Source organism: Tenacibaculum todarodis (assembly GCF_001889045.1).
GTDB classification, from domain to species: domain Bacteria; phylum Bacteroidota; class Bacteroidia; order Flavobacteriales; family Flavobacteriaceae; genus Polaribacter; species Polaribacter todarodis.
Genome location: NZ_CP018155.1, coordinates 275,737 through 294,566, shown reverse-complemented (window position 1 = coordinate 294,566; position 18,830 = coordinate 275,737). Strand labels below are relative to the sequence as shown.

Below are 18,830 nucleotides of genomic sequence, written 5' to 3'. Positions count from 1 at the left end.
TATTTTGTTAAATTAATATTGTTATATTTTCGTTAAAAAAGTGAATTTTATTCAATATAAAACCCACCTTAAAACATGCTTAAAAAAGCTTCATTTTGTAAAACAATGCAAGATAGGATAAATCGCTTTATTTACAAAGGCTTCAGCTACAAAACCCAAGCATAGTTATTAACAATTTTATTGAGTTTTTAACAGTTCAAAAAATAATGTTTTACCTATTGATTTTTTAACTACTTTTTCAGTCAGATTGACACAAAAAAATCAGTGGCACATTTTTTGTAATTTCTACTAAAAATTTTCCACTAACTTTACACAAGAAAGAAAACAACAATATGGACGATAATTTTTCACCACAAGTAAGAGATGTAATCACCTTCAGTAAAGAAGAAGCGCTACGTTTAGGGCACGACTTTATTGGAACTGAACACCTATTGCTTGGTTTAATAAGAAAAGGAGATGGCAAAGCAATTGATATTTTAACTGCTTTTGATATAGATTTAAGCTTAGTACGCACTAGATTAGAGAAACTTAATCCTATAAACCCATCAATTACATCAAGTAACGAAAAAAAGAGCTTACACCTTACAAGGCAAGCTGAAAAAGCAATAAAAACTACATTTTTAGAAGCTAAACTATACCAAAGTGAAGCTATTGATACTGCACATTTATTATTATGTATTTTAAGAAATGAAAATGACCCAACAACTAAATTATTGCAAAAACAAGATGTAAATTACGATGATGTAAAAACGCTATACAAACAACTGCATGTTGATGACAGTATAGATTTACCTACAAATCCAATTGCAGAAACTCCTTCTGATGATGAGTTTCCAGGAGAAAAAGCAAATCCTTTTAGCGGACAACAACCAAAAGGAAAGACTGCTAAGAAGTCTAAAACTCCTGTGCTAGATAATTTTGGACGTGATTTAACAGCACTTGCAGAAAACGGGAAGCTTGACCCTGTAGTTGGTCGTTTAAAGGAAATAGAGCGCGTTTCTCAAATTTTAAGTAGACGTAAAAAGAACAATCCAATGTTAATTGGAGAACCTGGTGTTGGTAAATCTGCCATTGCCGAAGGTTTAGCTCTGCGTATTATTGAACGAAAAGTATCTCGAATTTTATTCGACAAACGTATCGTTTCTTTAGATTTAGCAAGCTTGGTTGCTGGTACAAAATATCGTGGTCAGTTTGAAGAGCGTATGAAAGCGTTAATGAACGAACTAGAGAAAAACGAAGACATCATTTTATTCATTGATGAAATTCATACAATTGTTGGAGCAGGTGGCGCAACAGGCTCATTAGACGCCTCTAACATGCTAAAACCCGCGTTAGCTCGTGGAGAAATTCAATGTATTGGAGCAACAACTTTAGATGAATACAGAACAAATATTGAAAAAGATGGCGCTTTAGAACGTCGTTTTCAGAAGATAATTGTAAACCCAACTTCGGTTGAAGAAACTGTACAGATTTTACATAATATTAAAGAAAAATACGAAGCACATCACCACGTTAATTATACAGACGAAGCACTAGAAGCCTGTGTAAAATTAACGAATAGATACATGACTGATAGACACCTTCCAGACAAAGCTATTGATGCTTTAGATGAAGCAGGTTCTAGAATTCATATTACAAATATTGTTGTACCGCAACAGGTTTTAGAATTAGAAGCAAAACTTGAAGAAATTCGTGATCAAAAATCGAAAGCAGTTACAGGACAAAAATATGAGGAAGCTGCTAAATTACGTGATGACGAGAAAAACATGGAAGCTGCTTTAGCTTCTGCTCAAAATCAATGGGAAGAAGACACCAAGTTAAATAGAGAAATTGTTACCGAAGATAATGTTGCGGAAGTAGTTTCTATGATGACAGGAATTCCTGTAAACAGAGTTGCGGAAGCAGAAAGCCATCGTTTGGCCGATTTACCAAACATGATTAAAGGTAAAGTTATTGGTCAAAACGAAGCGGTTACCAAAGTTGTGAAAGCGATCCAACGAAATAGAGTTGGATTAAAAGATCCTAACAAACCAATTGGTTCATTTATTTTCTTAGGTTCTACTGGTGTTGGTAAAACACAATTAGCTAAAGTTTTAGCACGTGAATTATTCGATTCTGACGATTCTCTAATTAGAATTGACATGAGTGAATACATGGAAAAATTTGCTATTTCTCGTTTAATTGGAGCACCTCCAGGATACGTTGGTTATGAAGAAGGCGGTCAATTAACTGAAAAAGTTCGTAGAAAACCCTATTCAGTAATTCTTTTAGATGAAATTGAAAAAGCACATCCAGATGTGTTTAATATGTTATTACAAATTTTAGATGACGGACATATTACGGACAGTTTAGGTAGAAAAATTGATTTTAGAAACACCATAATTATTATGACTTCTAATATTGGTGCACGTAAATTAAAAGATTTTGGTGGCGGAGTTGGTTTTGGAACTTCTTCTAAGAAAGACCAAGAAGACGCACATGCAAAAAGCATTATTGAAGGTGCTTTAAAGAAAGCTTTTGCACCAGAATTTCTAAACAGGATTGATGATATTATTGTATTTAACTCACTAGAAAGAGAAGATATTCATAAAATTATTGATATTGAGTTAGACAAATTATTAAGCCGTATTGGAGATTTAGGATACACACTTAACTTAAGCGAACCCGCTAAAGATTACATAGCAGACAAAGGTTTTGATAAAAAATACGGAGCAAGACCTTTAAAAAGAGCTATTCAAAAATATATTGAAGATGCTTTAGCTGAAGAAATTGTAAATTCTAAATTAGATGAAGGTGATACAATTTTTATGGATTTAGACGAAAAGAAAAACGAACTTACCATAAAAATTAAAAAAGGTGACGCTCCTAAAGAAACAAGAACTGAAGTTGAAGAAGACTAAATGTTTCTTTTTATAAAAAAAATCCCAAACTTTACAGTTTGGGATTTTTTTGTTTTGATGTATTTTGAAATGAATTTAGTAGAAATAAAAAACTATATTTACGGAATAGCAGCAACATAAAAACAACCATATCCTGTTATTCTTACGGAATATGATCAATAAAAGTTAAGATACAACTTATTGTGTATAATTAATCCAAACCAACAAAGATTGAGGAAAAATCTACTTTTTTTATTACTATTAATCATAATTCAATCTTGTCAATCTGACTTTTTGATTGATAACAAATCTATCATTAAGAAAATCGATAAACTGAATTTTAGTAAAACAACATTCGAAGTTTCAATTGATGATAATGAAAACATTATTGATACTCTTTCGATTGAGAAAACTAAATCAGATGAGAATGGAAATGTTCTGTTTGAGTTTAAAGAAATTTGGAATGAATATGGAAAAATAATAAAACAGACATACTATAGAGATACCAAAGACTTATTTTATCAAAAAACAGATTATAAGACAAAGAGTATTGATTTTGGTTCTGAATACCAAACGTTTGTTAATAAAGAAAATATTATTGATAAAGCTCAAATGGTAACCTTCGAACCTGACAACGTTGATACTATTTTTATGAAATACAATTATTCATACAATAGTAAAGGCAAAAAAGAATCCCTTGCTGTAGTTTCAATTTACGATTCGATAAACTCAATAAACTTTACAAAATACAACAAGAATGAAAAAGCTGAAATTAGATATCAAATTATAGATAACGATACACTTGAAAAAAGTAAGATAAAATATCTTAAAGGAAAGATTATTGAATCAACTCACGAATATAAAGAACCTTTTAGAATTGAAGTTTACTACTATGATAATAACAAAAATGTTAAATCAAGAAAGATATTTAAGAAAGAAAACGATAGTTTAAAAAAGTCTTTTGAATACATTTATGAAAACAATGATTTAAGAAATCCAGAAAAGATAATTATAAAGGACTTTGAGAAAGACACAATAGTGAAACGAAAATTAATAACTGCAAACAACAACGGATATGATAAGTAAAATTTAAAAAATTTACCAGATTAATTCATATATAAAAAAATCCCAAACTAGTTAGTTTGGGATTTTTTATTGGAATTTAAATTTCATCTACTGAACACTATTCTCAGAATACGTTCTCCATTTTTCTAAACAAGCAGTAATATCTTCTGGTACTTCAGAATTAAAACGCATAAACTCTCCCGTTGTTGGATGTGTAAATCCTAATGTTTTGGCATGTAACGCCTGTCTTGGTAAAACCTTAAAACAGTTTTGCACAAACTGCTTATACTTTGTAAATGTGGTTCCTTTTAAAACAGCATCTCCACCATAACGCTCATCATTAAAAAGTGTGTGACCAATATGTTTAAAGTGCGCCCTAATTTGGTGCGTTCTTCCTGTTTCTAATTTACATTGCACTAAAGTTACATAGGTTAAACGCTCTAGTACTTTATAATGTGTAACTGCATGTTTTCCAAAATCGCCTTCTGGAAAAACATCCATTTGCAATCTGTTTTTAAAACTACGCCCAATATTTCCTTCAATTGTACCTTCATCTTCATTAACATAACCCCAAACAAGCGCGTAATATAAACGCTCGGTTGTACGATCAAAAAATTGCTTTGAAAGATGTGTCATTGCAGATTCTGTCTTAGCAACAACTAATAAACCACTTGTATCCTTGTCAATTCTATGCACCAAACCTGGACGTTCATTAGAATTTGTAGGCAAATTTTCTACATGATGCATTAATCCATTCACTAACGTTCCAGTATAATTTCCGTGACCTGGATGCACAACCATTCCGGCTGGTTTATTTATCACCATTAAAACATCATCTTCATAGACAATATCTAACGGAATATCTTCAGCAACTACCTCAGTTTCTACTGGCGGATATTCTAAAACAACACGAACTACATCGTTTGGTTTTACTTTAAAATTCGATTTTACAACAACATCATTCACTAAAATATTACCCGCTTTTGCAGCTTGTTGTATTTTATTTCTAGTTGCACTTTCTATAAAGTTCATTAAAAACTTATCTACTCTTAAAGGTTCTTGACCTTCTGCAGCAGTAAAGTTATAATGTTCAAAAAGATCGTTATTTTCTATTTCTGAAGAAGAATTTTCTTGCATAAAATTTTAGTTTTTTATCGCATAGCAAACCGCTACTGATAACTGATATCAGAAACCTATCTATTACCGTCTTCTAATATTAAATCGATTACAGAATTTTTAGGAAATTTATCTCCTGCTTTTATACGTTTCCCTTTGTATTTTAAACCTCGAACTACGTTTTTACCAATTCCGCCAACCCAAGTATAGTTTTCACCTACTTTAAAACCAATAGAGCGTAAATGCGATGTTGCCTGTCTTTTTGTTCTCCCATTTAAATCCGGAATACTAACATCTCTATATTTAGACGGATTTAATGTTAAGTATATTTTACGCTGTTCTTTTACAAAACCACCTGCTTCTGGCGTTTGCTCAATAACAGATTTCTTTGGATAATCTGGATTAAAACTAGCAGAATCTATTACAATAAAATCTAAATCTAGCTCTTCTAATTTTTGCTGAACATCTGCTAAAGACATTTTATGCAAATTAGGAACTTGTATTTTCTGATTATGGTTTGTAGTTACACCTAACCAAAATTTTAACACAAACACAAATAACAATAAACCAACAACGGCAATAGCTATTTGCTTAAAAAATGTTTTACTTTTTATAAAATTTACGATACTCATTTCTTGTTTTTTGTAGCGGTACAAATGTACATTATTTAACTTTAAAACAGCTTAGCAAAATTGTGAACGTAATTTTTGCTAAGTTTGTACTTTATCAACTGAAAATGAAAAAAAATATTGCCATTATAATGGGAGGATTTTCCTCTGAAGTAAAAATATCTTTAAAAAGTGGAAACGTTGTATATAAGCATCTTGAAAATGAAAAATACAACGCTTATAGAGTTCACATTTTAAAAGACAAATGGGTTGTTTTAGATGAAAATAGCAATGAATTCCCAGTAAACAAAGATGATTTTAGCACAGTAATTAACAATAAACACATAACTTTCGATTGTGTTTTTAATGCAATTCACGGAGATCCGGGAGAAAACGGAACTATTTTAGCCTATTTCAATTTACTTGGAATTAAGCACACCTCTGCCCCATTTTATCAAATGGCATTAACTTTTAATAAGAGAGATACTTTGAGTGTTGTAAAAAACTACGGAATTCCGTGTGCAACTTCAGTGTATTTAAATAAAGGTGATGCTTTTTCTGTTGAAGAAATTATAGGCAAAGTTGGCTTACCTTGTTTTGTAAAACCTAACAATGCAGGTTCTAGCTTCGGAATTTCAAAAGTTTTTACGGCAGAAGAAATGTTACCCGCTTTAGAAAAAGCGTATGCAGAAGACAGCGAAATTTTAATTGAAAGTTTCTTAGACGGAACCGAAGTATCGGTTGGTGTTATTCAATATGAAGGAAAAACAAAAGTATTACCAATTACAGAAATTGTAACCGAAAACGACTTCTTTGATTACGAAGCCAAATACGAAGGAAAATCACAAGAAATTACACCCGCAAGAATTGCGCCTTCAGAAAAAAAGAATGTGCAAGAAATTGCACAAAAAGTATATGAAATTTTAAATATGAGCGGATTTTCTCGTTCGGAATATATATTGGTAAAAGGGATTCCTCATTTTTTAGAAATGAATACCGTTCCAGGTTTAACAGAAGAAAGCATTTTACCACAACAAGCTAATGAAGCAGGAATTTCTTTACAAAAGTTATTCTCTAATGCCATAGAAATGGCTTTAAACAACTAATTATGAAAAGAGCAATATTTCCAGGGTCTTTTGATCCAATTACTCTAGGACACTATGATATTATTGAACGTGGTGTAAAATTATTTGACGAATTAATTATCGCTATCGGTGTAAACCACGATAAAAAATACATGTTTTCTCTTGAAGAACGAAAGCGATTTATAGAAGAATCTTTTAAAGACGAGCCTAAAATAAAAGTAGTTACTTATGAAGGTTTAACGGTAGATTTTTGTCAAAAAAACGATGTTGAATTCATTCTCCGTGGACTTAGAAATCCAGGGGATTTTGAGTTTGAAAAAGCAATTGCTCACACCAATAGAGATTTAGCACCAATTGAAACTGTGTTTTTACTTACAGCGGCAAGAACATCTTATATCTCCTCTTCAATTGTAAGAGATGTTATTAGAAATAATGGAGATTACACCAAATTAGTACCAAGTACTGTTAGAGTTTAAAACTATGAAAAAACTACTACTCTTTTCACTTTCAATTTTAATATTCTCTTGTGCTGAGGATAAAAAGACAACACAAGATTTTACAACGTTATTCGAAAAATCTAACGGAACTGAAACTCCAGAATACAAAGAAGTAATTTCATATTACAAAGCATTATCTGAAAATTATACTAACATTTCTTTATTTGAAATGGGTAAAACCGATTCTGGAAACCCGTTACATTTAGTAGTTTTTAATGCTGATGGAAAAACAAATTTAGAAGACATTAAAAATTCGTCTAAAAACAGAATTTTAATCAATAACGGAATTCATCCTGGAGAATCTGACGGAATTGACGCTTCTATGTTATTACTTAGAGATATCGTTCAAAATGATTCTTTGAAAAAAGTATATAAAAACTCACTTGTTTGTGTAATTCCTGTCTATAATATTGGCGGTTCTTTGAACAGAAATTCACACACAAGAGCCAATCAAAATGGACCAAAAGAGTACGGTTTTAGAGGAAATGCCAGAAATTTTGACTTAAACAGAGACTTTATAAAACAAGACACTGAAAATGCAAAAGCATTTGCAGAAATTTTTCATGCAGTAAATCCTGATGTTTTTATTGACAATCATGTTAGTAATGGCGCAGATTATCAATATGCAATTACCCATTTATTTACGCAACACAACAAATTAGGCGGGAAATTAGGTTCGTTTTTAGAGCAAGAAATGCGTCCTAGTTTAGAGCAATCTTTAGCAACCAAAAATATTGATATTACTCCATATGTTAATGTTTGGGGCTCAACACCAGACAAAGGTTGGTCTCAATTTTTCGATTCACCAAGATACTCAACAGGTTACACAACTTTGTTTAATACTTTTGGTTTAATGGTGGAAACGCACATGTTAAAACCCTATAAAATCAGAGTTGAGCAAACCTATGAATTGATGCTTTCTGCGCTTAATTTTTCTGAAGAAAAATCTACAGAAATTAAAGAATTACGGGCAAATGCAATTGCAGAAATTCTGAAAAATAAAACTTATCCAATTACCTACAAAATTGATGGAGAAAACCCAACGCAATTCAGTTTTAAAGGATACGAAGGAACTTACATTGAAAGTAAAGTTACTACAGGAAAAAGATTGTTTTACGATAAATCTAAACCGTTTGAAAAGGAAGTAAACTATTACAACAACTTTGTAGCAACTAAAGAAGTTACAATTCCAAAAGCCTATATTTTACACCAAGGTTGGAACAACATTATTGATAGACTAACTACTAATAAAATTGAGTTTACTCGCTTTAAAAACGACACAACTTTGCTGGTTGAAGTAAATCATATTGACAACTACGAAACAAGAAAACAAGCCTACGAAGGTCATTATTTACATTATAATACAACCGTAAAAACTTCCGAAGAAAGTATTACTTTTAAGAAAGGCGACTTGTATATTCCTACAAACCAAAATGGAGTTCGCTATTTGTTAGAAACATTAGAAGCAGTAGCTACAGATTCGTTTTTCAATTGGAACTTTTTCGACACTATCTTACAACAAAAAGAAGGGTTTTCTTCTTATGTTTTTGAAGATGTTGCTGAAGATTTTTTAGCTAAAAACCCTTCAATAAAAAAACAGTTTGAAGAGAAAAAAACAACTGATGAAAATTTTGCTAAAAACCCTCAATCTCAATTGTATTGGATTTACAAACAAACGCAACATTACGAAAAAGCACATTTACGTTTACCTATCTTTAAAGTAAAATAATTTGTCATTCCGAATGAGGCACGAAGAGGAATCTCATTATTATTACAAGATTTCTCATCTCTCGTTCCTCGTTCTATCGAAATGACAAACTACTTTTAAAATTTTATAGAAGCAAAAGTAACTGCGATGAAATTAGAGCGTATTAGCCTTTAAATTGACAATAATTTGTATTTTTATTCAACAGGAATAAAAACAAAATGAGAAAACTTTTAATTTTTATCACACTTTTTAGTTGGATAAAAATTAACGCGCAAGATGTTCAATTATTCAGTCAATTTGGTGGCCGATTAGATTTTACAATGTTCGGCAACACCATGAATTTGCAAGAAAACGGATTCTCTTCAATTTGTCAAATAAACACTTCATCCAGCGCAGAACTTACTTTACTACCAGAAGACGAAATTAAATCAGCTTATTTATATTGGGCAGGTTCTGGAGGTGGCGATTTTCAAGTAAAACTAAACGATAGTATTGTAAACGCTACTCGTATTTTTAGAGATACTTTAGAAACCAGAAACCTCAACTTTTTTAGCGCTTTTGCTGATGTAACAGAACACGTTTTACAAACAGGAAACGGTAATTACACCTTATCGGAATTAGATGTTAGCGATGTAATTGCAGATTATTGCCCAAATGCAACCAACTTTGCAGGTTGGTCTATTTTAGTGATTTATAAAAATGACGATTTAGAACTGAATCAGATTAATGTTTATGACGGTTTACAGCACGTTCCAGATGAATTAAACATCACTTTAGATAACTTAAATGTTATTGATAATGTTGGTGCAAAAATTGGTTTTCTCGCTTGGGAAGGCGATCGGGGTTTAAGCGTAAATGAATCGCTTTTTGTAAATGGAAATTTAATTTCCAATCCGCCATTAAATCCAGGAAACAATGCTTTCAACGGAACAAACAGTTTTACAGGCGAATCCGATTTGTACAATATGGACATGGATTTTTATGATATTCAAAACAACATTTCCGCAGGTGATACAAGCGCAACAGTTCAACTAACTTCTGGGCAAGATTTTGTAATGATAAATACCGTTGTCACAAAACTAAACAGTCAATTGCCTGATGCAACAGTAACTATTGATAACGTAACTCCGTTAGACTGTTCAGCCAAAATTGCACAACTAAATTTTACTGTTAAAAATGAAAATAGCACCGAATTATTACCCGCAAACACATCCATAAAGATCTATGCAAATTCAACACTTTTAGAAACATTGCAAACTACAGAAGACATTTTAATTGATGAATTTGAATCTTTTGAAACAATTGTAACAATTCCTACAGATTTACTGCCTGATTTTACCCTAACAATTATTGTAGATGAAGAAAACGCAGTCTTAGAAATTAATGATGATAATAATTCAGATTCCATAGAAATCTCTTATCCAGAACCTCCAAATACAATTGAATTACAAAACTTAGAAACCTGCAATCTGGGTTTTGAAAAAGGAAATTTTAATTTCTCTGAAACATTACAATTTTTAGAAGAAAATTATCCGCCAGAAATTGAGTTTACTTTTTATCCTTCGGAAGAAGATTTATTGGCAGAAACCAATGCCATAAATCCGATTATTGATTACACAAACAACAGCAATCCGCAAACAATTTTTGTAAAAACACAAGATGTTAACACCAATTGTTATGTTGTCAATTCTTTTGAAATTCAGACTACAAATTGTCCTCCAACAATTTTTAATATCTTCTCAGCAAATGAAGATGGTTTAAACGACCAATTTGAAATTACAGGTTTGCAAAACATTTATACCGATTATCAAATATTTATTTATAACCGTTATGGAAAATTAGTTTTTGAAGGAAATAACAACAAACCGCTTTGGCGAGGGAAATTATTAAACTCAACAGAAAATGTGCCTTCTGCCACATATTATTACACCTTAGTTTTTAACGATGGAAAAACAGAAACTATAACAGGTTGGGTTTATGTTGGGAGATAATTTGGCTTGCTTCTAAATTTATTTTTGGTAAATTCGCTAGTGCTTAATTTTAAACACTTTAAAAAAAATGAATACTTCTATACATTGATAATACTAAAACTAACAACCAAATGAAAAAACAATTAACACTCCTTATACTTTTTTTAACTCTGACAAACATTGCATTTAGTCAAATTGATGTTAAAATAACCAATTTAAAAAACAATAAAACATTATCTTTTAATGAAATATATTCTGAATACAATATTGATGAAGATTTACCAACATTAGTTATAACTTGGAGTGGTAAATGGTGCCCACCTTGCATAGAATTGATAAAACGTTACAATGAATGTGATACATCAATGATGAATATTATTACAATAAACGTTGATAGTAAAAACAGTTTAGCTGAAGCACTAGACAAAGGTTATCATTTGAAATGGAACAAATCTTTGAATTTTCACGGTAATATTGGAAGTGACAAAAAAGGATTTGATAATGTTTTCAATGTATCTTCAGCTCCACTAATACTATACTTGGAAAACGGAAAAATAAATGATGCGCTAATAAATTTTAAAGTGTATCCTTATAGATTTATTGAAACAGGCCGCATAGATGACGTAAAATTTATCTGGAACAGTACAAAAGATTTAAATAGTTTAGCTTGGAGTTATTATGAATCTGAAAATTCGATAACCAAATTAGAAGAGGCTATAAAATGGATTATTCGTTCAATTGAATTAGATAGAAATTATCATAATATAGATACTCATGCGGCATTATTGTTTAAAACAGGAAAGTATACAGAAGCTTTAAAGAAAGCTAAAGAAGCCATAGAATTAGCTAAAGAAAATGAAACAAATTATGATTCAACAACTGAGTTAATAAATAAAATAATTGAAAAATTATAAAAACTTTTACCTAAAATAAATCTGAATTAATTAATTGTAAATAAAAAACATCTTTTAAATACTCAGTTTTTCATCCTGAAAAAGAAGATATTGAATATAGAAATGACCCAATTTCGGAAAAAATAGTTTTGTAAATTGCTAAAAACCATTCTTGGATTGAGAAATTAGAGTTTTCAGATAGCTTAAATCAGGAGAACGTACAATATAGTCCTTCTTTGGAATTTACAAATATTAAAAACGGAATAAGCTTTTGTTTGACAGCTACTTATGATAAAAACAAAAAATTAAAATTCTCTTTTATGGTACAATAGACCAAAAAAAATGAAAATTTTATTTGGTTTATTAGGAGAAAAAGAAAGAATGGTTGTTGATGACTTTTAGTCATTAAATCTTGAAGATTCAATAAAATATCTTGAATATTTTGTGAACGGAAATTACTCAAAGATTGAAAAACTATACAGCAAATAACGTTGTTCAACTCACCAACTTCAAACACACTTCATTTACCCAAAACTTAATTCAGCCTTAAAGTTATAAACTATTATGATACTTGAGAATCAAATTAAAAACGTTTCTAATTTTAAAGACCTTATTGCTACTCCTTTTCAAGGAGAGACTAATGCAATTTGTTGGTCTCGTAAATTAGTTGGAGATTTTTCTGAAATAGTTAAAAAGCTAACTTTAAATGAAGATATAAGAGAAATTAACCTTGAAGAACTCAGAGAAATTCAATTAAGCGAACAAGGAAAATTAGCACGCGAAATTCTTTTAAATGATATGGAGGTTTTAAAAAATCATGGAGCATCTCCGGTGCTGAATCTAATAAAATGTTATGAGAGAGATGATACACTTTCGTTTTTTTCAACTGATGTGTATTCTTTTCATGTAGATCGCTCTCCAATACCAACTGATACTTTTTTATGTACGTATCATGGAGAATCAAGCGATATTGTACCAAACGCACAAGCAACACAAAAAATACTCATTCCAGAAATACGCAATAAACTCAAAGAATTGTACGATGGAAACAAAGACGGATTTGAATCTTTTTTAACGGAGTATTTCTTTGACTTACACTACCAAGCAAAACCAGATGCAGTTCCTATTAATTTAGGTCTTGGTAATCTGTGGAAATTAGCAGTTGATCATCCAGAAAGTAAAGTGCTTCCTTGTCTTCATAGAGCGCCAAAAGAAAAAAACGGACAAACTCGTTTGTTGATGATTTGTTAAAATAACGCACAAAAAAAGCAAACTTTTCAGTTTGCTTTTTCTATATATTTTATTTTTAAATCTAAAAATTATATTCACCTAAAGGCTTCGGAAAATCCTCTGGGTTTGCCGCTAAATGATAACGAGGATCGTCTACATCTTCCACAATTACATCGTGAAATTTATCGCTCGCTTTATATAACAACACTTTACAATCTTCGCTTAAGTGTTTTAATTTTATTGTTTTTCCTTCTCCTTGGTATTTTTCAACCAGATTAAAAATTGCTTCTATTGCAGAATGATCAGAAACACGTGCTTCAACAAAATCAATTTCTATGCTTTTAGGATCGTTTTTAGCATCAAATTTATCATTAAACGCTTGAATACTTCCAAAGAATAAAGGTCCCCAAATTTCGTATACTTTGGTTCCGTCTTCTTTAATACGTTTTCTAGCTCTAATTTTCTTAGCACTTTCCCAAGCAAAAACTAAGGCAGAAATAATAACACCAACAAAAACTGCAACTGCTAAATCTACAAATACTGTTACTAAAGAAACTGTAACCAATACAATAGCGTCCGACATTGGTATTTTCTTAAAAATCCTAAAACTAGACCATGCAAACGTTTCGATAACCATCATAAACATTACCCCAACTAAAGCTGCAATTGGCACCATTTCAATTAATTTATCAGCAAATAAGATAAAAGACAATAAAGTAACTGCCATCATTATTCCCGACAAACGCCCACGTCCGCCAGCATTTACATTAATAACCGTTTGTCCAATCATTCCACAACCTCCAGTTCCACCAAACAAACCAGAAACAATATTTCCAGCTCCTTGTGCAACACATTCTCTATTTCCATTTCCTCTTGTATCTGTTAATTCATCAACAAGGTTCATGGTCATTAACGATTCAATTAAACCAACCGAAGCCGCTAAAAATGCAGGTAAAGCAATAAACTTTAACGTATCTAAATTAAAAGGTAAGTTTTTCCATAAATCCATATTTGGTGTAGGAAATTCGCCTTTTAAACCCGTTCCTCCACCTTCAATAATATAAGAACCAACCGTAGAAACATCCATATTAAAACCAATAACAATAAGGCTTGTAGCTAAAATAGCTGTTAATGCAGCAGGTAATTTTTTAGTGATTTTTGGTAAACCCCAAATAATTGCCATAGTTAGTAAAACCAAACCAATCATAATATACAATTCAGAACCTTGCATATACGTACTTACATACTCCTTTACACCTTCTTTAGAAACTTGTAATGACTTATGAGAGAACATCTTAACCTGCGCAATAAAAATCACAATCGATAAACCGTTAACAAATCCCATCATTACAGAATGCGGAATTAATCGCACAAAACGTCCTAGTTTAAAAACACCTGCAAAAATTTGAATAATTCCCATTAACACCACACACGCCATTAGATAGAAAAAACCCATGTTTTCTATAGGCGCATCAAACAACATTCCTTTTGTATGTCCATCAGCAATCATGCTAACAAAAATAACCGCTACAGCTCCGGCTGCTCCTGAAATTAAACCAGGTCTTCCACCAAAAATTGCGGTAATTAAACCAATAATAAAAGCTCCAGAAAGCGCCATTAACGGATCAATTTGCGCTACAAACGCAAACGCCACAACTTCTGGAATCATAGCTAACGAAACCGTAATTCCTGCTAAAACATCATCTTTTGCATTCGGAATTATTTTTCTAATAAATTCGGTCATAATTTCTAGTGTTTTCTAAAAGTCTGCAAAGATACATCATTCTTAAGATAAAGCAACCTTATTAGGTTTTTAGTAGCTATTTCCCGCTTTCCGCTGTATCTTTTTACTGCTATTATTGCGAAGTTTACTTTTTTGTAAACTGTGGCAATCTCATAATTAGAAACAGATTGCTTCGTTCCTCGCAATTACGCTTATTTATTTTTACAGTAAAAAGGATGCCGCTTCAATCGCGGCTAAACTTGTTTGCGAACATCTGTCATTCCTGCGTAGGCAGGAATCCAAACAAGCGCAAGTATAGATTCCTGCCTTCGCAGGAATGACAAACCTTCCAACTTCCTGCTTCTCACTTCCAACTATTCAACTTTCCAACATAACCCTTTGCGCTTTAAACTTTAAATCTTAACTTTGTTATTTAGAACTATTAGCCTAAACTGATAGCTTATATGAGCAGAAAAACACTACTTACTTCTAAAGAAATTGATATCATTCTGCATCGATTGGCATGTCAGCTAATCGAAAATCACAATAATTTTTCTGATACTGTATTAATTGGTTTACAACCACGTGGAAGCTTTTTAGCAAAAAGATTGGCTAAATTGTTAGAAGAAGACTATCAAATTAAAAACCTACAACTAGGTTTATTGGATATTACATTTTACAGAGACGATTTTAGAAGAAGAGACGAACCTTTAGAAGCAGAAAGCACACAAATAGACTTTTTAATTGAAGGTAAAAAAGTGGTAATTATAGATGATGTTTTGTATTCTGGAAGAAGTGTACGATCTGCATTAACTGCAATACAATCTTACGGAAGACCAGAAAACATAGAGCTTTTAGTTTTAATTGACAGGCGTTTTAGTCGTCATTTACCAATTCAGCCTAATTACAGAGGAAGACAAGTTGATGCCATAAACGAAGAAAAAGTAGTTGTAAATTGGCAAGAAGAGCACAAAAAAGACGCTGTTTATTTAGTGAAAAAACAATAAAATGAGTTTAAGCACAGAACATTTACTTGGAATAAAATATCTTAACAAACAAGATATTGATCTCATTTTTAAAACTGCCGATCATTTTAAAGCAGTTATCAATAGACCCATTAAAAAAGTACCTTCACTTAGAGATATTACCATTGCCAACTTATTTTTTGAAAATTCAACAAGAACAAAATTATCTTTTGAATTGGCAGAAAAACGTTTATCGGCAGATGTAATTAACTTTTCAGCAAGTCAGTCTTCCGTAAAAAAAGGAGAAACTTTAATTGATACCGTTAACAACATACTTGCTATGAAAGTAGATATTGTTGTTATGCGACATCCTAATGTTGGTGCAGGAGTCTTTTTATCTAAACATGTAGACGCAAAAATTATAAATGCTGGAGACGGAACACACGAACATCCAACCCAAGCTTTATTAGATTCGTATTCAATAAGAGAAAAACTAGGTTCTGTAAAAGGAAAGAAAATAGTAATTGTTGGTGATGTTTTACATTCTCGTGTAGCATTATCAAATATTTTTGCGTTGCAATTACAAGGTGCAAAAGTTAAAGTTTGTGGACCAACAACGTTAATTCCTAAACACATTACAAGTTTAGGTGTAGAAGTTGAAACCAATCTTAAAAAAGCATTAGAATGGTGTGATGTTGCCAATGTATTACGTGTACAAAACGAACGAATGGCAATTAACTACTTCCCTTCTACCAGAGAATACACGCAGCTGTTTGGAATTAACCAAGAAATATTAGACAACCTTGGCAAGAAAATTGTAATAATGCATCCAGGACCAATAAACCGTGGTGTAGAAATTACAAGTGACGTTGCAGATTCTGACCAATCAATCATATTAAATCAAGTTGAAAACGGAGTTGCCGTAAGAATGGCAGTTATTTATTTATTGGCGCAACAGATTAAAAGATAGTACATGCAAATTGAGCAAAAAGAAAACTACACACTAATATCTTCAGAAAAGTTAAATTTCACTGAATTTTTAGCCATTTTTGAAGAAAAACACACCAATTTAAAAGAAAAACACCTAATTATTCAACTTTCTGACAGTCTTAACACTACAGAAGATGAACTTTTTGTATTTTTGAAATACGCTGAACAACATCAACAAAATGGCACAAGTTTTGTAGTCATTAAAGAAAATATTGATGTTGATAAATTTCCAGAATCGTTTAACATTGTACCAACCTTGGTTGAAGCAATAGATGTTTTTGAAATGGAAGAAATTCAACGTGATTTAGGCTTTTAATTAAATGCCTTTTTAACAAATAATGCATGGTGAAAAAATTACTTTTAATACTATTCTTACTGATTTCTGTTATGGCTTTTTCGCAAGAAAAAACTATTGACAAGTTAGTTACTTCGCCTAATCCATTTGTAAATTCAACAACAATTTCTTTTGAAGCAAACCAACCACAAGAAGCCTTTTTTATTGTGAAAAATGTTTTAGGAAAAACGGTTTACAATAAAGTAATTAAGGTTAAAGAAGGTAGAAATACTATTCCTTTTCAAAAAAACGATTTAAAATCGGGCATGTACATTTATGCTATTCAAACTGTAAACAAAACACACTCTAAACGCTTTGTTATAAAATGAGTTTAAAACTCACCATTTTAGGTTGCCATTCTGCAACACCTCGTATTAATGCGCATCCAACATCGCAACATTTAGAAATTAACAACAGTCATTTTATTATTGATTGTGGTGAAGGTACACAACGCCAAATGCGAAAATATAAAGTTGGTTTTTCTAAAATTAATCATATTTTTATTTCTCATTTACACGGAGATCATTTCTTTGGGCTAATTGGCTTAATTAGCACTTTCGGAATTCTTGGTAGAGAAAAAGATTTACACGTTTATGGCCCAAAAGGCATTAAAGAAGTAACGGTTTTACAGTTAAAACTATCAAAATCTTGGACAAGTTATCAGTTAATTTTTCATGAGTTAACTTCTACAGAAAGCGAACTTATTTTTGAAGATGATAAAGTGAGCGTAACAACAATCCCTTTAACGCATAGAGTTTATACAAATGGATTTCTTTTTAAAGAAAAACCAAAACCCAGAGGTTTAAATATTGATGTAGTTAAAACCTACAAAGAAATTGAAACTTGCGATTACAATAATATAAAAGCTGGTAGAGATTTTACCTTATCTACAGGTGAAGTTTTACCAAATTCCATGTTAACTTCGGCACCAGAAAAGCCAAAGAGTTATGCTTATTGTAGCGACACTATGTATAAGCCTGATATTATTCCAATTATTAAAAATGTAGATTTATTATACCACGAAGCTACTTTTTTAAATGACCGTGAAGATTTGTGCGAAAAAACAAAACACTCAACCGCAAAACAAGCAGGTATTATTGCTAGAGATGCTGAAGTTGGTAAATTAATTGTTGGGCATTATTCTAGTAGATACCCAAATATTGTAGATTTTAAAACCGAAGCGGAAGCAGTTTTTCCAACTGTAGAAAATGCAGAAGCTGGTAAAAGTTTTACTGTTTAAAGTAGTTCCCAACACAATTTTATGATTTTTTATTCCTGCGTAGGCAGGCCATCCGTAAAATCTTAAATAATAGATTCCTGCCTTCGCAGGAATGACAAACTTATATCAATATTGATTAGTAGCTAACAACACCAAAGTACAAGCAACTTCACTTTCAATTTTATTTTCTTTCAACAGTTTCATAAACTCGAAATTTTCTGTTCCAGGATTAAAAATAACACGTCTTGGCGCTAAACTTATTATATAATTATAATATTCTTCTTGCCTAGTTGGGTTTAAATATAATGTTACCGTATCTATTGTAGAAAACTCAATTTTCTCTTTATTTATATGAACTCCATTTACTTCACCTTCTCTTAAACCAATAGCTTCTACCACATGATTATGTGCTATTAATTTCTTAATTGCCTTATTAGAATAGCGTTCCGTTTTTAAAGAAGCTCCTAGAACTAGTGTTACATTTTTCATTTGTTAATATTACGTTAAACAGTGTTAAAGATAGTAACAAAAATACAAATTGCCTCGTC

General features: G+C 31.4%; 17 protein-coding genes. 13 read left to right on the top strand and 4 right to left on the bottom strand.

What is annotated here, in order from left to right:
- The first annotated feature begins 332 nt into the window (after window positions 1-332).
- Both LPB136_RS01360 and LPB136_RS01355 read left to right on the top strand, forming a co-directional pair.
- Entirely contained in the window at window positions 333-2,900 is a 2,568-nt protein-coding gene (locus LPB136_RS01360; RefSeq protein WP_083426160.1) for an ATP-dependent Clp protease ATP-binding subunit, read from the top strand.
- A gap of 273 nt (window positions 2,901-3,173) precedes the next feature.
- On the top strand, window positions 3,174-3,965 hold the full coding sequence (locus tag LPB136_RS01355; RefSeq protein WP_072554417.1) for a hypothetical protein: 792 nt from the start codon (window positions 3,174-3,176) through the stop codon (window positions 3,963-3,965).
- A gap of 87 nt (window positions 3,966-4,052) precedes the next feature.
- Here LPB136_RS01355 and LPB136_RS01350 read toward each other — a convergent pair whose 3' ends face one another.
- Together LPB136_RS01350 and LPB136_RS01345 are read right to left on the bottom strand one after the other, a co-directional pair.
- Window positions 4,053-5,081, bottom strand: a complete 1,029-nt coding sequence (locus LPB136_RS01350; RefSeq protein WP_072554416.1) for an RluA family pseudouridine synthase — start codon at window positions 5,079-5,081, stop codon at window positions 4,053-4,055.
- Between the two features lie 56 nt (window positions 5,082-5,137).
- Entirely contained in the window at window positions 5,138-5,692 is a 555-nt protein-coding gene (locus LPB136_RS01345; RefSeq protein WP_072554415.1) for a PASTA domain-containing protein, read from the bottom strand.
- Between the two features lie 104 nt (window positions 5,693-5,796).
- Between LPB136_RS01345 and LPB136_RS01340 the strand changes: the two genes are divergently transcribed.
- The 6 genes from LPB136_RS01340 (at window position 5,797) to LPB136_RS01310 (ending at window position 13,072) form a co-directional block, all read left to right on the top strand.
- Window positions 5,797-6,774: a D-alanine--D-alanine ligase gene (locus tag LPB136_RS01340; RefSeq protein ID WP_072554414.1), complete on the top strand. Its 978-nt coding sequence runs from the start codon at window positions 5,797-5,799 to the stop codon at window positions 6,772-6,774.
- 2 nt (window positions 6,775-6,776) lie between these two features.
- On the top strand, window positions 6,777-7,229 hold the full coding sequence (gene coaD / locus LPB136_RS01335) for a pantetheine-phosphate adenylyltransferase (protein WP_072554413.1): 453 nt from the start codon (window positions 6,777-6,779) through the stop codon (window positions 7,227-7,229).
- 4 nt (window positions 7,230-7,233) lie between these two features.
- Window positions 7,234-8,979, top strand: a complete 1,746-nt coding sequence (locus LPB136_RS01330) for a M14 family metallopeptidase (RefSeq protein WP_072554412.1) — start codon at window positions 7,234-7,236, stop codon at window positions 8,977-8,979.
- Between the two features lie 197 nt (window positions 8,980-9,176).
- Window positions 9,177-10,949 (top strand): T9SS type B sorting domain-containing protein, encoded by a 1,773-nt coding sequence (locus LPB136_RS01325; protein WP_072554411.1) that lies wholly within the window; start codon window positions 9,177-9,179, stop codon window positions 10,947-10,949.
- 110 nt (window positions 10,950-11,059) lie between these two features.
- A complete protein-coding gene (locus LPB136_RS01320) occupies window positions 11,060-11,842 on the top strand; it encodes a tetratricopeptide repeat protein (protein ID WP_072554410.1) in 783 nt (260 codons plus the stop codon).
- 543 nt (window positions 11,843-12,385) lie between these two features.
- Window positions 12,386-13,072 (top strand): DUF1826 domain-containing protein, encoded by a 687-nt coding sequence (locus LPB136_RS01310; protein WP_072554409.1) that lies wholly within the window; start codon window positions 12,386-12,388, stop codon window positions 13,070-13,072.
- 61 nt (window positions 13,073-13,133) lie between these two features.
- Here LPB136_RS01310 and LPB136_RS01305 read toward each other — a convergent pair whose 3' ends face one another.
- A complete protein-coding gene (locus tag LPB136_RS01305) occupies window positions 13,134-14,795 on the bottom strand; it encodes a SulP family inorganic anion transporter (RefSeq protein ID WP_072554408.1) in 1,662 nt (553 codons plus the stop codon).
- Window positions 14,796-15,238: 443 nt separating this feature from the next.
- On the opposite strand from LPB136_RS01305, the gene pyrR reads away from it, so the two are divergent.
- Genes pyrR through LPB136_RS01280 form a run of 5 tightly spaced genes read left to right on the top strand, consistent with a single transcriptional unit; the run spans window position 15,239 to window position 18,303 of the window.
- Entirely contained in the window at window positions 15,239-15,781 is a 543-nt protein-coding gene (gene pyrR, locus LPB136_RS01300) for a bifunctional pyr operon transcriptional regulator/uracil phosphoribosyltransferase PyrR (RefSeq protein ID WP_072554407.1), read from the top strand.
- A 1-nt stretch (window position 15,782) separates the two neighbouring features.
- Complete coding sequence (locus tag LPB136_RS01295; protein ID WP_072554406.1) at window positions 15,783-16,709, top strand: aspartate carbamoyltransferase catalytic subunit; 927 nt, start codon at window positions 15,783-15,785, stop codon at window positions 16,707-16,709.
- 3 nt (window positions 16,710-16,712) lie between these two features.
- Window positions 16,713-17,045 (top strand): hypothetical protein, encoded by a 333-nt coding sequence (locus LPB136_RS01290; protein WP_072554405.1) that lies wholly within the window; start codon window positions 16,713-16,715, stop codon window positions 17,043-17,045.
- Between the two features lie 26 nt (window positions 17,046-17,071).
- Window positions 17,072-17,392 (top strand): T9SS type A sorting domain-containing protein, encoded by a 321-nt coding sequence (locus LPB136_RS01285; RefSeq protein WP_072554404.1) that lies wholly within the window; start codon window positions 17,072-17,074, stop codon window positions 17,390-17,392.
- Window positions 17,389-18,303, top strand: a complete 915-nt coding sequence (locus tag LPB136_RS01280; RefSeq protein ID WP_072554403.1) for a ribonuclease Z — start codon at window positions 17,389-17,391, stop codon at window positions 18,301-18,303. Before LPB136_RS01285 ends, LPB136_RS01280 begins: the two co-directional genes overlap by 4 nt.
- A gap of 105 nt (window positions 18,304-18,408) precedes the next feature.
- Here the strand turns inward: LPB136_RS01280 and LPB136_RS01275 are convergent, their stop codons facing one another.
- Window positions 18,409-18,771 carry a CoA-binding protein gene (locus tag LPB136_RS01275; RefSeq protein WP_072554402.1) on the bottom strand — a complete coding sequence of 121 codons (363 nt, stop codon included), beginning with the start codon at window positions 18,769-18,771 and terminating at the stop codon, window positions 18,409-18,411.
- Window positions 18,772-18,830: the final 59 nt, after the last annotated feature.

Excerpts from the sequence above, each read along its gene's own strand:
- LPB136_RS01295 (WP_072554406.1), top strand. The coding sequence starts at position 15,783 with ATGAGTTTAAGCACAGAACATTTACTTGGAATAAAATATCTTAACAAA.
- LPB136_RS01325 (WP_072554411.1), top strand. The coding sequence starts at position 9,177 with ATGAGAAAACTTTTAATTTTTATCACACTTTTTAGTTGGATAAAAATT.
- LPB136_RS01275 (WP_072554402.1), bottom strand. The coding sequence starts at position 18,771 with ATGAAAAATGTAACACTAGTTCTAGGAGCTTCTTTAAAAACGGAACGC.
- pyrR (WP_072554407.1), top strand. The coding sequence starts at position 15,239 with ATGAGCAGAAAAACACTACTTACTTCTAAAGAAATTGATATCATTCTG.
- LPB136_RS01340 (WP_072554414.1), top strand. The coding sequence starts at position 5,797 with ATGAAAAAAAATATTGCCATTATAATGGGAGGATTTTCCTCTGAAGTA.
- LPB136_RS01350 (WP_072554416.1), bottom strand. The coding sequence starts at position 5,081 with ATGCAAGAAAATTCTTCTTCAGAAATAGAAAATAACGATCTTTTTGAA.
- LPB136_RS01310 (WP_072554409.1), top strand. The coding sequence starts at position 12,386 with ATGATACTTGAGAATCAAATTAAAAACGTTTCTAATTTTAAAGACCTT.
- coaD (WP_072554413.1), top strand. The coding sequence starts at position 6,777 with ATGAAAAGAGCAATATTTCCAGGGTCTTTTGATCCAATTACTCTAGGA.
- LPB136_RS01290 (WP_072554405.1), top strand. The coding sequence starts at position 16,713 with ATGCAAATTGAGCAAAAAGAAAACTACACACTAATATCTTCAGAAAAG.
- LPB136_RS01280 (WP_072554403.1), top strand. The coding sequence starts at position 17,389 with ATGAGTTTAAAACTCACCATTTTAGGTTGCCATTCTGCAACACCTCGT.
- LPB136_RS01305 (WP_072554408.1), bottom strand. The coding sequence starts at position 14,795 with ATGACCGAATTTATTAGAAAAATAATTCCGAATGCAAAAGATGATGTT.
- LPB136_RS01320 (WP_072554410.1), top strand. The coding sequence starts at position 11,060 with ATGAAAAAACAATTAACACTCCTTATACTTTTTTTAACTCTGACAAAC.
- LPB136_RS01360 (WP_083426160.1), top strand. The coding sequence starts at position 333 with ATGGACGATAATTTTTCACCACAAGTAAGAGATGTAATCACCTTCAGT.
- LPB136_RS01285 (WP_072554404.1), top strand. The coding sequence starts at position 17,072 with ATGGTGAAAAAATTACTTTTAATACTATTCTTACTGATTTCTGTTATG.
- LPB136_RS01330 (WP_072554412.1), top strand. The coding sequence starts at position 7,234 with ATGAAAAAACTACTACTCTTTTCACTTTCAATTTTAATATTCTCTTGT.
- LPB136_RS01345 (WP_072554415.1), bottom strand. The coding sequence starts at position 5,692 with ATGAGTATCGTAAATTTTATAAAAAGTAAAACATTTTTTAAGCAAATA.